This is a genomic window from Sneathiella sp., assembly GCF_047631475.1.
Classification (GTDB): domain Bacteria; phylum Pseudomonadota; class Alphaproteobacteria; order Sneathiellales; family Sneathiellaceae; genus Sneathiella.
Genome location: NZ_JBLHZT010000004.1, coordinates 101,778 through 114,446, shown reverse-complemented (window position 1 = coordinate 114,446; position 12,669 = coordinate 101,778). Strand labels below are relative to the sequence as shown.

The following is a 12,669-nucleotide window of genomic DNA, read 5'->3' as shown; positions in this document are numbered from 1 at the left end:
TTTTCCAAATCTCTCAATAAAGAAATAGTAGTTCTATGACCGGTACTGGCAAATATTATGACGAACTTGAAACCCGCGAGGGAGCCGTTCGTGAAAAAGAACAGTTTCAGGCGTTGCAAGCGCAGATCGCGCACGCGAAAGCCAATTCTGATTATTTTGGTGAGATCCTGAAAGATGTCGACCCTTCGTCGATCACCTCTCGGGATGCGTTAGCCAAATTGCCAGTGACCCGGAAAGCGGACCTGATCGGATATCAGACATCCAATCCGCCTTTGGGTGGTTTGAACGCTGAGCCGATCCGAGAAGTGGCGAATGTGTTCATGTCGCCCGGCCCGATTTTTGAGCCTGGGCAGCGGACAAAGGATTACTTTCGGATGGGGCGTGCCATGTGGGCCGCCGGCTTCCGCCCGGGAGATCTGGTTTACAATACGTTTTCCTACCACATGACCCCAGCCGGTCACATGATGGAAAGCGGAGCCCATGCTGTTGGCTGCCCTGTTTTCCCCGCCGGAATTGGGAATACGGAGATGCAAATTCAGGCAGTGGCAACCCTGAAACCACGGGCCTATGTCGGGACACCGTCCTTCTTGAAGATCCTGCTTGAAAAAGGCAGGGAAGCTGGCGCCGACATGTCGTCCATCAAGGTTGCCAGTGTTGGTGGGGAGGCGTTACCACCTTCGTTACGAACGGCACTGCAGGATCTGGGGATTGACCTGGTGATCCAGTCATATGGGACAGCCGATCTTGGTCTGATTGCATATGAAACAGAAGCCATGGAAGGCATGACAATCGATGAAGGCGTTTTTGTCGAGATTGTCCGGCCCGGTACAGGCGATCCTGTTGATCCGGGTGAAGTTGGTGAGGTTGTTGTCACCAGCTTTAATAAAACTTATCCGCTGATCCGTTTTGGTACGGGCGATATGTCTGCGTTTTTGCCGGATGGCAGCGCCTGTGGCCGCACAGGTCCCCGGATCAAGGGGTGGATGGGACGCGCTGACCAGACCGCTAAGGTGAAGGGCATGTTTGTTCATCCCGGCCAAGTTGTTGATGTTCAGAAACGCCATAGCGAGATCAAAAAGGTTCGCCTGGTGATCACCAGCCATGACAATGTCGATGCGATGACCCTTCAATGCGAAGTTGAAAAAGGAAATGATCCGCTGAAATCGGCGATTGAGGAGTCCGTTCAAAGCCTGTGTAAAGTGCGGGGCGGAGTGGAATTCGTTGCGCCAGGATCGCTTCCAAATGATGGAAAAGTGATTGACGACGCGCGGAGCTATGAATAACACAGCTCTACGAGACTATTCGTCGCATCAGCAAAGGTTGCGAGAAGGGGAACATTCCTGTAGTCAGTGAATGGACCCCTTTTTATTTGTAATGATCTTGGATAGTCCGTTTTCTGATGACCCTGCATGTTAAAAACCTGAGTTGTATTCGTCAGGATCGCTTGATATTTCGGGAACTCGGCTTTTCGCTCTCCCCCGGATCGGTTATGTGGATCAAGGGAAAAAACGGTGCAGGCAAGTCTTCTTTGTTGCGGATGATTGCCGGTCTATTACGCCCTGTCGAAGGCGACATTTTCTGGAACGACCAGAATGTCCGCGAAGAACCTGATAGTTTTGTTGGCCAATTTCACTTTCTGGGTCATCAGGAACCTTTAAAACCGGTTTTTACCGTTTATGAAAATCTCGACTTCTGGTCGCGCTTTCACGCGGGTGGTCGCGCCGCAGTTGACGCTGCGATGGACGCCTTTGATCTACAAAGGCTTCGCGACACACCAGCCCGTATTTTATCGGCAGGCCAAAAAAAGCGGACGAACCTGGCACGCCTGATTGCCAGTCCCGCCCCCTTATGGCTTCTTGATGAGCCCTTAAGTTCCCTAGACGTTCACTATATCGAGCTTTTCACTCATGTCCTTGAGGCTCATGTCTCGGCGGGTGGAATGGCCTTATTGGCCACCCATCAGGAAATCGGGATCCCGTCCCTTGAAACGCTTAATCTGGATGCAGCCAAAGGTGCCGTGTCATGAATAGTTTCCTCTGCGTCTTTAAGCGGGATTTTAGTTTGGCGGCCCGGCAAGGCAGTGCCCTGACCATGACCTTGTCTTTTTTTGTAATCGCAGTGACGCTTTTCCCCTTGGGTGTCGGGCCTGAACTTTCTGTTCTGGCACGGATTGGACCCGGGGTTTTATGGGTTGGTGCCTTGCTCTCTTGCCTTTTGACATTGGACCGGATGTTTCAGGCTGACTATGAGGATGGGTCACTTGATCAACTAATGGTAGGAACGCTTCCCGTAGAAATGATGGTTCTGGCGAAGGTTTTGGCCCACTGGATTACCTCGGTGCTGCCATTGATTGTAATCACACCGGTTCTTGCCATATCCTTTAATATGCCGGCGGATAGCTTGCCTGTTATGGTTTTGGCATTATTTGTGGGATCACCCGTTCTCAGTCTGATAGGATCAGTTGGGGCGGCCCTTACGGTTGGGATGCGTCGCGGTGGGGTGCTTTTATCGTTGTTGGTATTGCCCCTGTATATACCGGTTTTAATCTTTGGTGTTGCGGCCGTAGAGGCGGCGGTTGCCTTGTTACCGGTCGCGCCTCATTTATTGTTGTTGTCCGGGCTCTCGCTTGGGGCTTTGGTGGTATGTCCCTTAGGGGCGGCGGCTGGCTTGAGGCTTGCTGTAGAATAGAAAGAACAGGATGAGAACGAAGTTAATACAAGGAGTTTGGAATGGCTGTTGACCTTCATCGGTTTGCCAATCCCACGCGTTTTCTAAAGTTGGCGTCTGTTATATTTCCCTGGGCAACCGGCCTGACGGTTCTGCTTTTAGGGATTGGTCTTTACTATTCTCTTTTTCTGTCTCCTGAAGATTATCAGCAGGGCGATACTGTCCGTATCATGTTTGTCCATGTCCCCGCGGCGTGGATGGCGATGAGTGTTTATACCATGATGGCCGTTTCATCTGCTGTTGGGTGGATCTGGAAACATCCGGTCGCCGATTTGTCGGCGAAAGCGGCGGCCCCTATTGGGGCGAGTTTTACGTTTCTGGCCCTTGTGACAGGCGCCCTGTGGGGGCAGCCAATGTGGGGAACCTATTGGGTTTGGGATGCGCGCCTGACCAGTATGCTCATTCTGTTTTTCCTGTATTTAGGCTATATGGCCATTTGGGAAAGTTTCGATGAGCCGGGCAAGGCCGCGAAAGCGGCTGCCATTCTTGTGCTGATTGGTGCCATCAATATTCCTATTATCAAATTCTCGGTTGATTGGTGGAACACCCTGCATCAGCCTGCCAGTGTCGCGACGATGGAAGGGCCGAAAATTCACAGTTCTATCCTGACGCCACTGCTTATTATGGCCGCGGCCTATACAACGTTGTTTGTGAGTTTGTTCATTATTCGGGTGAAGACAGAGATTTTAAGCCGACGGTTAAGAATTCTGCGGGTGAACGCCGCACAGGATTGACGGCACCGGTTCGCGTCATTGTGACGCATCGGGGTGGAGTTAGAGTGGAAAATTGCGGGAAATTGATTATATTTCTGGCACATGTAAGAACGCAGATTAGCAGGAGCGTTTGAGACTATGGAAGAGTTTTTGAATATGGGTGGGTATGCCGCTTTTATCTGGCCGTCATATGGTATTTCTGCAGCTGTTTTGGGGTTGCTTGCCTTCCAAAGTGTTCGTCGCCTTCGCAAGGTTGAAAACGAATTGGCGCCGTTTGACGCAGAGCGGCAAAAACGGCGCAACAAAATGGTGCGTAACGAAAGTATTCAGTCATGACAAGAAAACGCCGGCGCCTCTATTTCCTGACGGCCGGTCTTGCCGTTTTGGGTTTGGCCGCGACCCTCGTCCTAATGTCTTTTGAAGATAGTTTGGTGTTTTTCAGAAGCCCTTCTGATTTGGCTGAAGAGCCTGTCCCCGCGGGGCGTAACTTTCGGTTAGGAGGGTTGGTTGAAGAGGGCAGCGTTGTCAAAGAAGGCGTTGAAATTCGATTTGTTGTTACGGATATGGCCGAAACGGTGCCTGTAAGATTTCGGGGGCTTGTCCCTGACTTGTTCCGTGAAGGACAAGGCGTTGTCGCAGAAGGCCAGCTGGATGATGAAGGCGTCTTTATTGCATCGAACGTGCTGGCCAAGCATGACGAAAATTATATGCCGCCAGAAGTCGCTGAAAGCTTGAAGAAAGCTGGACAATGGCAGCCTGAAACTGATCCAAAGGCGACAGACTGATGACAGCAGAAATTGGACAATTCACTCTGATTTTGGCGCTTGTGGTTGCTATTTTGCAATCAACTGTACCTCTTATCGGTGCCGCGCGACAGAACGGCCCGATGATGGCCTTCGCTGACTCGGCGGCGCTTGTTCAATTCCTTGCCGCATCAGTTGCCTTCATCGCCCTGACAGTAGCGTATGTATCCAGTGATTTCTCTGTCCTGAATGTCGTGAAAAATTCTCATTCTCTGAAACCAATGTTGTATAAAATCAGTGGCGTTTGGGGAAATCATGAAGGATCGCTTCTTTTATGGGTCTGGATTTTGGCGCTGTTTGGTTTTGCCGTTTCGGCGTTTGGTAAAAACCTCCCCGGCAGCCTGAAGGCGCGTGTCTTGTCCATTCAGGGGCTTGTCGGTGTCGGGTTCCTGCTCTTTATTATCTTTACCTCCAACCCGTTCGAGAGAATTGACCCCGCGCCCTTCGACGGCCAAGGGCTGAACCCCTTGCTTCAGGATCCGGGCCTCGCTTTTCATCCGCCATTTCTGTATTTGGGATATGTTGGTCTGTCTGTGACATTTTCATTTGCCATAGCAGCTTTGATTGAGGGAAAAGTTGATCCGGCTTGGGCCCGTTGGGTTCGTCCGTGGACGCTGGCGGCATGGGCGTTTCTGACAATCGGTATCGCCTTGGGCTCCTGGTGGGCTTACTATGAACTGGGCTGGGGTGGCTGGTGGTTCTGGGACCCGGTCGAAAATGCGTCTTTCATGCCATGGCTTGCGGCTACGGCGCTTCTGCATTCTGCCATCGTTGTTGAAAAACGGGACACATTGCGGAACTGGACAATTCTGCTCGCCATTATTGCTTTCAGTCTTTCTCTTTTGGGAACCTTCCTGGTGCGTTCGGGTGTTTTGAATTCTGTTCATGCATTCGCCACGGACCCGGAACGTGGGATTTTCATCCTCTGCTTTTTGATTGTCATCATTGGCGGCTCTCTTCTTTTATACGGCGTTCGGGCACCTTCGATGAAAGGGGGCGGTCTATTCTCGCCTGTCAGTCGTGAAGGGGCGCTTGTGTTGAATAACCTTCTGCTATCAACAGCGGCTGCGACTGTGTTGCTGGGAACCCTGTATCCTATTTTTCTGGATGCGTTTAGTGGTGCAAAAGTGTCTGTTGGACCGCCGTATTTCAACGCAACCTTTTTACCACTGGCGATGCCATTGGTTGTCGCCGTTGCCATTGGACCTTTGCTCCCCTGGAAACGGGCGGATCTGGTAGGGGTCTTGTCCCGCCTGAAATTTGCACTTTTTGCGGTTGTAGCCATTGTCGGCATAAGTTGGTGGATAGCCGAAGATGGTCCCATTCTTGCCTTTGTCGGGATGGGTTTGTTCGGATGGTTGTTTGTCGGTACTCTTCTGGAATGGACAGACAGGTTCAAGTTGTTCAGAATCCCGCTGAGGAACAGTTGGAAGCGGATGGTCAATCTGCCTCGAAGTGCCCATGGCATGATGCTGGCGCATTTAGGTGTTTCTTTGGTTATCCTCGGGATAACCGCGTCAGAAGCCTGGCAAAGCGAGCGGCTGGAAGTGATGCGGCCGGGTGAAGTTGCCACCGTTGGTGGGTATGATTTCCGTTTTGACGGTGCATCCGATAAGACCGGACCTAACTATACCTATCTTGAAGGGACTTTCACCGTGTCAAAGAACGGGCGGGAAGTCGTGGTTCTCAATCCAGAGCAGCGCCAGTATACAAACCCGCCTATGGAGACAACAGAAGCGGCTATCTGGCCGATGCTAACGGCAGACCTGTATGCGGTTGTGGGCGAGTCTGATGGTAAGGGAGGGTATGCGACCCGTATTTATCATAAGCCGTTTATATCCTGGATCTGGATTGGTGCCATTGTCATGTTTATTGGTGGCGGCTTTAGCCTGAGCGATCGACGTTTTCGCATTGGTGCCGCCCGTAAGAAAACGAAGCAGGCTGCAACAGACCAGCCAGTAGCAGGGGTATCCTAGTATGCGGTTTGGTTTTTTGGCGCCTGTCGTGACGTTTGCTCTTATTGCAGCTGTAATGGCATATGCTTTGTTTTTTCTTGATCCAAAGGAAATCCCGTCCGAGCTTGTCAGTAAGCCGGCCCCTGAATTCAGTTTGACGCCCGTTCCCGGATATGGCTTGCCTTTGGAAACGGCCCATTTGAAAGAGGGAAAGATAACGTTGCTTAATGTTTTTGCCTCCTGGTGCGTGGCCTGTCTTGCAGAGCATCCAACCTTGATGGCCCTGAAAGAAAAAGGGGCCGTTGAAATTTTTGGGCTGAATTACAAGGATAAACCGGATGCCGCCCAAAAATGGCTTACAAAACACGGCAATCCTTATACGCGGACGGGAATGGATCTGAACGGCCGGGTTGGCATCAACTTTGGTGTGTATGGAGTGCCTGAAACCTTTATCATGAGCCCGGACGGAACCATCTTGGATAAGATAATTGGTCCGATCACTGAAGATGATTTGAACAATCGGATCCTTCCGCGACTAAAAGGGGCTAACGGGTCATGAGAACCGGACTAGTACGGCTATTGATCCTGATGACCCTGTTTTTCCCGGCCGTTGGTCAGGCAGTCTTTGTTGAAGAACGTTTGCCCGATTCTGCAGCTGAAAAACGCGCCCGCGATATTGCGGAAGATATTCGGTGTCTGGTCTGCCAGAACCAGTCCATTATGGACAGCAATGCCGACCTTGCCAAAGACCTTCGGGGTATTGTGCGAGAGAGAGTGGCCGCGGGTGATAGTGACGAGGATGTGCGTCAGTTTCTTGTGGATCGGTATGGTGATTGGGTGCTGCTAAATCCACCTTTTAAAATGACCACATTTATCCTTTGGGTGGGCCCTTTGTTTGTTTTTTTGATCGCGGGCATTGCGACCGTTCTTTTTCTCAGAAGAAGGTCTGTTTCCCCATCGACCAACGACAAAGCCGCGCCGCTTAGCCAAAGTGAGAAAGAAGCATTTGATAAGCTTCTGAAGGAAGAAGAAGGATCATCATCGTGACGTGGTTCATACTGTCGCTTATCTGTTTGCCTGCGATTTTTATTCTTGCGTATCCTCTTTTATTTCGCTCTGTCCGGACAATTGGCCGGAATGAAGGGGGCATGTCTGTTTATCGTCAGCAACTGAATGAGCTGGACGCGGACATTGAACGCGGCGTACTGAAAGAAGCCGAAGCAGAAGCGACTAAGATTGAAATCCAGCGGCGCATGTTAAAGCTTTCAGCCGATGGGTCCGCCGATGCGTCTAAATCCGGATCTCCTCTGATTGCAGGGATATTGTTACTTAGTACCCCCGTGGCGGCCTTTATCTTATATGGTCTGTTAGGTAACCCTGATCTGCCATCGAAGCCCCTCGCTGAGCGGGATATTGCGGCAGAAAAGCAGGATCTTGCGGGCAGCAATCTAAACACGTTGGTCCAGAAACTGGCAGAACGGCTACAGGAACAACCAGAAAATCTGGATGGCTGGATTTTGCTTGCCCGGACTCTTTCGCGGATGGAACGTTATCAAGAAGCGGCTGAAACCTTTTTGCAGGCAACGAAAATTGCGCCTGATGATGCTGATCTGTATGTCGGCGCCGGCGAAAATTTTTACTTTAAGGCCGATGGTGTGATTTCCGATGATGCAGCAAAAGCATTTGAAGCGGCCGCCAAAGTGGACCCTTCCCATGCCGGTGCCCGATATTATCTGGCGTTGAAGGATGCTCAGAACGGGCAGGAAAAAGCGGCATTGGATCGCTGGGCCGCCCTGTATGAGGAAAGCGATGCAACGGCTCCTTATATGAGAATTCTGCACGGCAGAATTACCGAGGTTGCTGAAAATCTGGGGCAGGATGTCAGTGCATTACTTGCCTCCAAAGACGTAATGGCGGCTGCCACTGCAGAGGAAATGCCAAGCCCGAGTGAGCAGGATATTCAGGCAGCTGCGGATATGTCTGCAGAAGACCGACAGGAGATGATACAAAATATGGTGGCTCGCCTAGCCGAACGGATGGACGAAGCGCCTGATTTTGCAGGTCTGATGCGGCTTGGCAATGTCTATGGAACATTAGGCCAGCATGAAAAATCAGCGGCCGCCTATGGTCGGGCTGCGACTTTGGCGCCAAATGATCCCAATCCTCTCAATCTTCAGGCGTTTGCTCTGACGCAGGCTGCCGGAAAAGGGGCGCCGCCGCCTCCTGCCGCCATTACCTTGTTTGAAAAGGTGCTAACGTTGGACAAAAATGCACCGGAGGCCCTTTGGTATCTCGGTATTGTCGAAGCGCAGAAGGGGAATAATGAGGCCGCACTGGATTATTGGAAACGCTTGAAATTGTTGGCGCCAGCCGATAGCCAGCTTTATCAAAATGTAACCAAAGCCATCAATGCTCTTCCCCAAAAGCAGTAGAATTGCTACCCTTAGATTACGGATAGAATATCCGCTTTATTAGGTCAGAAGGCACATGGTCAAAATCTCAGGGACACTTTCTAGTAATGTCAGCTTGTCAGGACGTGCAGCTGGGGGGCACACTCAACCGAATATGGACAGGGTTGAGGCTGTTAAAGAAGCAAGTAAACCGTCGCTTCAAAAAGAACAGCGCCCGGATATGACCTTTAACGGCATTGGCCGACAGATCGATATTCGAGTTTAGCTGACCACCAATCGGTCTGCCTTTTGTGCAACCAAAGAGGCCGCGATGACGTCAACAGATCCAACAGATTATGGTTTCAAGAAAGAAGTTCCTGACGGGGACAGCCTGGAACGCCATGTTTGCACGGATTGTGGTTGGGTCCATTATGAAAATCCGAAGGTTGTGGTGGGTTCTGTTGTTACCCATGAAGACCGCTTTCTGCTCTGCAAGCGGGCGATCCACCCACGCAAGGGATATTGGACGTTGCCCGCAGGGTATATGGAGCAGAAAGAAACCACAGAAGAGGGCGCCCGCCGAGAAGCCTATGAAGAGGCCAACGCGGATATCCGTATTCTGGATTTACTGGGTATTTATAACGTAACCCATATTAGTCAGGTGCAAATCATGTATCGGGCTGTTCTCGATAGGCCAGAATTTTCAGCGGGTGAAGAATCGCTGGAAGTCGCTCTGTTCAGCTGGGATGAAATTCCATGGGATGAACTTGCGTTCCCCACAGTTTATTGGGCTTTGCATCATTTCAGGGATGTGCGCGATCAGGACCGTTTTGTTCCCTTTGGAAACGCCGAGGGAGAATTGCTGAAAACCTCGTTTGAGATTATGAAAAGGTAAGGCTGAATATGAAAAAATGGGTTTGGGCAACAGGTTTTTGTACGGTAATGCTGATCGGATCTTTTCCGTTGATAAGTCAGGCCAGCTTCTTGGATGATATGAAAGGGGCCTTGAAAAAATCCGTTGAAGGAGCAGAGGGCAGTAGTGACAGCAGCAGCGGTTCTTCATTGAACGGTCTCAGCTCGTCCGAGATCATTAAGGGGCTAAAAGAAGCCCTTAAAGTCGGCACTGACACTGTTGTTGGACAAATCGGAGCGGAGGGTGGGTATAATCAGGATCCCGCTATTCACATCCCGCTTCCTGAAAAGATGCAGCAGGCACAAAAATATTTGCGTAAATTTGGATTGTCTGCCATGGCCGATGATGTGGAGGCGCGTTTGAATAAAGGCGCAGAAGCCGCGGCCCCTAAAACAAAAGAACTGATCGTCAAGGCGATCAACGACATGACCCTGAAGGATGCGGAAGAAATCTATAAAGGGGCAGATGACGCGGCGACACAATATTTTCGGAAGGTCGCAACAGCAGATTTGAAAGAGACCGTTCGTCCGGTGATCGAACAGTCTTTGCAGGATGTCGGCGCGCTAAAAGCCTATGATGCGCTGATCAGTGAGTATAAACAAATTCCTCTGGTCCCCAATATTCAGTCGGACTTAACGGAACATGCGACCGATCTTGCACTTGAAGGATTGTTCCATTATCTGGCGAAAGAAGAGGCGGCCATTCGGAATAATCCGGTAAAACGGACAACAGAAATATTGCAGTCTGTTTTTGGCCGCTAGGCCACTGAGTGTTAGCCTGCGTGCTTTCTAAGATAGGCCATCAGAAGTTCTTCATAGCGGGCAACGGCCTTATAGCGCCTTATGGGCGCGTCCATTGTCGTCAGCGCGTGTAGTAGCCGCGCTGTCCGGCCTTGATCGCTGACAACCTCAGATAAGGGCGTGTTGAAGATACGGATGCTGAACAGGGTGTCCCGGTTTTCAGGGAGGCGCTGCAAAGTTTGTTTTTCAACCCTGAAAAACAGGGCATCGCCGATGGTTTGTTCAGTGACCTTATCGTGTCCTATCTGACGGTTTTCATGAGATCCGGGCTGAAAAAGGGCGTCGTCATCAAACAGGCCCCAATTGAACCGCTGAACTTTTTTTCGGGGATTGAGGTGAGAAAAAAATCGATCGATAGAGGGGCCAATCCTGTTATTCAGGTCCGGAACCGGAATGTGGATGTCGGAAATGGCGTGACCGACTTTTTCGGTCAAATCCCAGCCAGAGGGAAAACAGACACAGGCAGCGGTTAGTTTAAAAACACCACCGACCTCCTGCATCAGGACAAGGTCTTCCTGAACAAGGCTTGCCGCTTCGGCGAGCGGGCCGGCTAGTTTATAGGCGGGTGGCTGAACCACAGTCGGATGGTTGATATCCAGTTCTTTCCGAACAAGATCGAGAATACGGCTCTGGCCGTTTTCGCTGCCGGGCAGGGTCGCTAGAACATGAGATCGTTGGTTGGTTAAAAGATCACGCTTCTGCGCCGTTTGGGATAGATAATTCTCGTCGACTTCCAGCCAGCTTTCTTTCAGGGCTGACAACCCCATGGAGTGCTGAAAATCAGCGTTCTCTATGGGAAAGTATGGCAAACTCATTCGGGATCACGGGGGTCCGTTTCTTCATCCGGTGCCTTACCGTGACGGGTAATCAGCGGAACCTGAGACATAAAGAAAACGAAGGTTGCAATTGTAAACCCGAATACTTTGGCATTTACCCAGAGTTCTGTAGAGAAATTGCGCCAGATAAACTCGTTGGCTAGGGCCATGCCGATAAAGAACAGCATCAACCGAACGGTCAGTTTCTTCCAGCCTTCATCTGTCAAATCCCAGAAATTCGAGAACAGAATTTTTACAAAAGACTTGCCAAGCACCAGTCCGGCACCCAGAGTGACGGCGAATAATGCATAGATAATTGTCGGTTTAAGTTTGATGAAGGTTTCATCATTCAGATATAGGGTCAGTCCGCCAAAAACCATCACGACAATGGCCGTGATCAACGGCATGGCCGGTAATTTCCGTTCATAATAATAGGAAACAGCCAGGGCGACGATCGTTGTCACCATAATGGCGGCGGTGGCTGTGATCAGGTCATAAAGATAATAAAAGCCAAAAAAGACCAGAATAGGTCCCATTTCGGTTGCGGTCTTAACGCCTTGATGCATTTTTCGTGTCGACATGCTGTACCCTGTTAAAACTGTTAGTCTGTGGTTGCACCGGACAACGCCCGGGCAAAGTCCTTCGCCGCAAAAGGCTGTAGGTCGTCGATCCCTTCGCCTACCCCAATAGCATGGACGGGCAAAGAAAATTTATCAGCAATTGCAACCAGAACGCCGCCACGGGCTGTACCGTCCAGCTTGGTCATGACAAGACCAGTGACATCGCAAACCTTGCCAAAAATCTCAGTCTGATTAAGGGCGTTTTGTCCGGTTGTCGCATCAAGAACCAGCAGGCATGAATGCGGTGCATCCGGGTTCAGCTTTTTGATAACCCGCAGAATTTTCTCGAGTTCGGCCATCAAATCAGATTTATTCTGGAGCCGACCGGCGGTATCAATCAGGAGTAAATCCACATTTTCGGCTTTCGCCTGTTCAAGTGCGGAATAGGCAAGTCCGGCGGCATCGCCACCGACTTTGGTCGTAATGACCTTGGCGCCAGTGCGCTCTCCCCAGATGGTGAGTTGTTCCACGGCAGCCGCCCGGAAAGTGTCGCCCGCAGCCATCATGACTTTTTTGCCTTGATCGGCATATTGTTTGGCAAATTTACCAATTGTCGTGGTTTTTCCTGATCCGTTCACGCCCACCACAAGTACGACATGCGGAGTCAGGCTTTCGTTTAATTCAAACGGTTTGGCAACAGGTTCAAGAATGGCGGTGACTTCATCAGAAAGTGCTTCGCGGATTTCTTCTGGCGAGATTTCCTTGTCGTACCGGCTTTTCCCGATATTAGCGGCAATCCGGGCGGCTGTGGTTACGCCTAGATCGGATGTAATCAGCAATTCTTCAAGTTCTTCAAGAACATCATCATCCAGTTTACGTTTGGTAAAAATGTCCGAAATACCGGTTGAAATGGCATTGGATGATTTTTTAAGCCCATCTTTCAGGCGGCTAAACCACCCTTTTTTTTCTTTTTGTTCCGGATCACTCATAAAT

At 50.5% G+C, this 12,669-nt stretch carries 16 protein-coding genes; 13 read left to right on the top strand and 3 right to left on the bottom strand.

The window, feature by feature from the left end; all coding sequences use genetic code 11:
* The first annotated feature begins 35 nt into the window (after window positions 1-35).
* The 13 genes from ACJAYR_RS02900 (at window position 36) to ACJAYR_RS02840 (ending at window position 10,262) form a co-directional block, all read left to right on the top strand.
* On the top strand, window positions 36-1,283 hold the full coding sequence (locus ACJAYR_RS02900; RefSeq protein ID WP_415235206.1) for a phenylacetate--CoA ligase family protein: 1,248 nt from the start codon (window positions 36-38) through the stop codon (window positions 1,281-1,283).
* A gap of 116 nt (window positions 1,284-1,399) precedes the next feature.
* Window positions 1,400-2,026: a heme ABC exporter ATP-binding protein CcmA gene (gene ccmA, locus ACJAYR_RS02895; protein WP_415235205.1), complete on the top strand. Its 627-nt coding sequence runs from the start codon at window positions 1,400-1,402 to the stop codon at window positions 2,024-2,026.
* A complete protein-coding gene (gene ccmB / locus ACJAYR_RS02890; protein WP_169544130.1) occupies window positions 2,023-2,688 on the top strand; it encodes a heme exporter protein CcmB in 666 nt (221 codons plus the stop codon). Before ccmA ends, ccmB begins: the two co-directional genes overlap by 4 nt.
* Window positions 2,689-2,729: 41 nt before the next feature.
* Complete coding sequence (locus ACJAYR_RS02885) at window positions 2,730-3,461, top strand: heme ABC transporter permease (protein WP_169544131.1); 732 nt, start codon at window positions 2,730-2,732, stop codon at window positions 3,459-3,461.
* A 117-nt stretch (window positions 3,462-3,578) separates the two neighbouring features.
* Window positions 3,579-3,776, top strand: a complete 198-nt coding sequence (gene ccmD, locus ACJAYR_RS02880) for a heme exporter protein CcmD (RefSeq protein ID WP_415235204.1) — start codon at window positions 3,579-3,581, stop codon at window positions 3,774-3,776.
* Window positions 3,773-4,225 (top strand): cytochrome c maturation protein CcmE, encoded by a 453-nt coding sequence (ccmE, locus tag ACJAYR_RS02875; protein WP_415235203.1) that lies wholly within the window; start codon window positions 3,773-3,775, stop codon window positions 4,223-4,225. Before ccmD ends, ccmE begins: the two co-directional genes overlap by 4 nt.
* Entirely contained in the window at window positions 4,225-6,219 is a 1,995-nt protein-coding gene (locus tag ACJAYR_RS02870) for a heme lyase CcmF/NrfE family subunit (protein ID WP_415235202.1), read from the top strand. The genes ccmE and ACJAYR_RS02870 overlap by 1 nt, the downstream gene beginning before the upstream one ends.
* A 1-nt stretch (window position 6,220) precedes the next feature.
* Complete coding sequence (locus tag ACJAYR_RS02865) at window positions 6,221-6,757, top strand: DsbE family thiol:disulfide interchange protein (protein WP_415235201.1); 537 nt, start codon at window positions 6,221-6,223, stop codon at window positions 6,755-6,757.
* On the top strand, window positions 6,754-7,245 hold the full coding sequence (locus ACJAYR_RS02860) for a cytochrome c-type biogenesis protein CcmH (protein ID WP_415235200.1): 492 nt from the start codon (window positions 6,754-6,756) through the stop codon (window positions 7,243-7,245). Before ACJAYR_RS02865 ends, ACJAYR_RS02860 begins: the two co-directional genes overlap by 4 nt.
* Window positions 7,242-8,630 carry a c-type cytochrome biogenesis protein CcmI gene (gene ccmI / locus ACJAYR_RS02855; RefSeq protein ID WP_415235199.1) on the top strand — a complete coding sequence of 463 codons (1,389 nt, stop codon included), beginning with the start codon at window positions 7,242-7,244 and terminating at the stop codon, window positions 8,628-8,630. The genes ACJAYR_RS02860 and ccmI overlap by 4 nt, the downstream gene beginning before the upstream one ends.
* Before the next feature lie 55 nt (window positions 8,631-8,685).
* Window positions 8,686-8,874: a hypothetical protein gene (locus tag ACJAYR_RS02850; protein ID WP_169544138.1), complete on the top strand. Its 189-nt coding sequence runs from the start codon at window positions 8,686-8,688 to the stop codon at window positions 8,872-8,874.
* Window positions 8,875-8,919: 45 nt separating this feature from the next.
* Complete coding sequence (locus ACJAYR_RS02845; protein ID WP_415235198.1) at window positions 8,920-9,483, top strand: NUDIX domain-containing protein; 564 nt, start codon at window positions 8,920-8,922, stop codon at window positions 9,481-9,483.
* An 8-nt stretch (window positions 9,484-9,491) separates the two neighbouring features.
* Entirely contained in the window at window positions 9,492-10,262 is a 771-nt protein-coding gene (locus ACJAYR_RS02840) for a DUF4197 domain-containing protein (RefSeq protein ID WP_415235197.1), read from the top strand.
* Window positions 10,263-10,273: 11 nt separating this feature from the next.
* On the opposite strand, the gene ACJAYR_RS02835 is transcribed toward ACJAYR_RS02840, so the two are convergent.
* The 3 genes from ACJAYR_RS02835 to ftsY are packed head-to-tail and all read right to left on the bottom strand — an operon-like array spanning window position 10,274 to window position 12,665.
* On the bottom strand, window positions 10,274-11,116 hold the full coding sequence (locus ACJAYR_RS02835) for a heme-dependent oxidative N-demethylase family protein (protein WP_415235196.1): 843 nt from the start codon (window positions 11,114-11,116) through the stop codon (window positions 10,274-10,276).
* Complete coding sequence (locus ACJAYR_RS02830) at window positions 11,113-11,697, bottom strand: septation protein A (RefSeq protein ID WP_415235195.1); 585 nt, start codon at window positions 11,695-11,697, stop codon at window positions 11,113-11,115. The genes ACJAYR_RS02835 and ACJAYR_RS02830 overlap by 4 nt, the downstream gene beginning before the upstream one ends.
* Before the next feature lie 20 nt (window positions 11,698-11,717).
* Window positions 11,718-12,665 (bottom strand): signal recognition particle-docking protein FtsY, encoded by a 948-nt coding sequence (gene ftsY / locus ACJAYR_RS02825; protein WP_415235194.1) that lies wholly within the window; start codon window positions 12,663-12,665, stop codon window positions 11,718-11,720.
* Window positions 12,666-12,669: the final 4 nt, after the last annotated feature.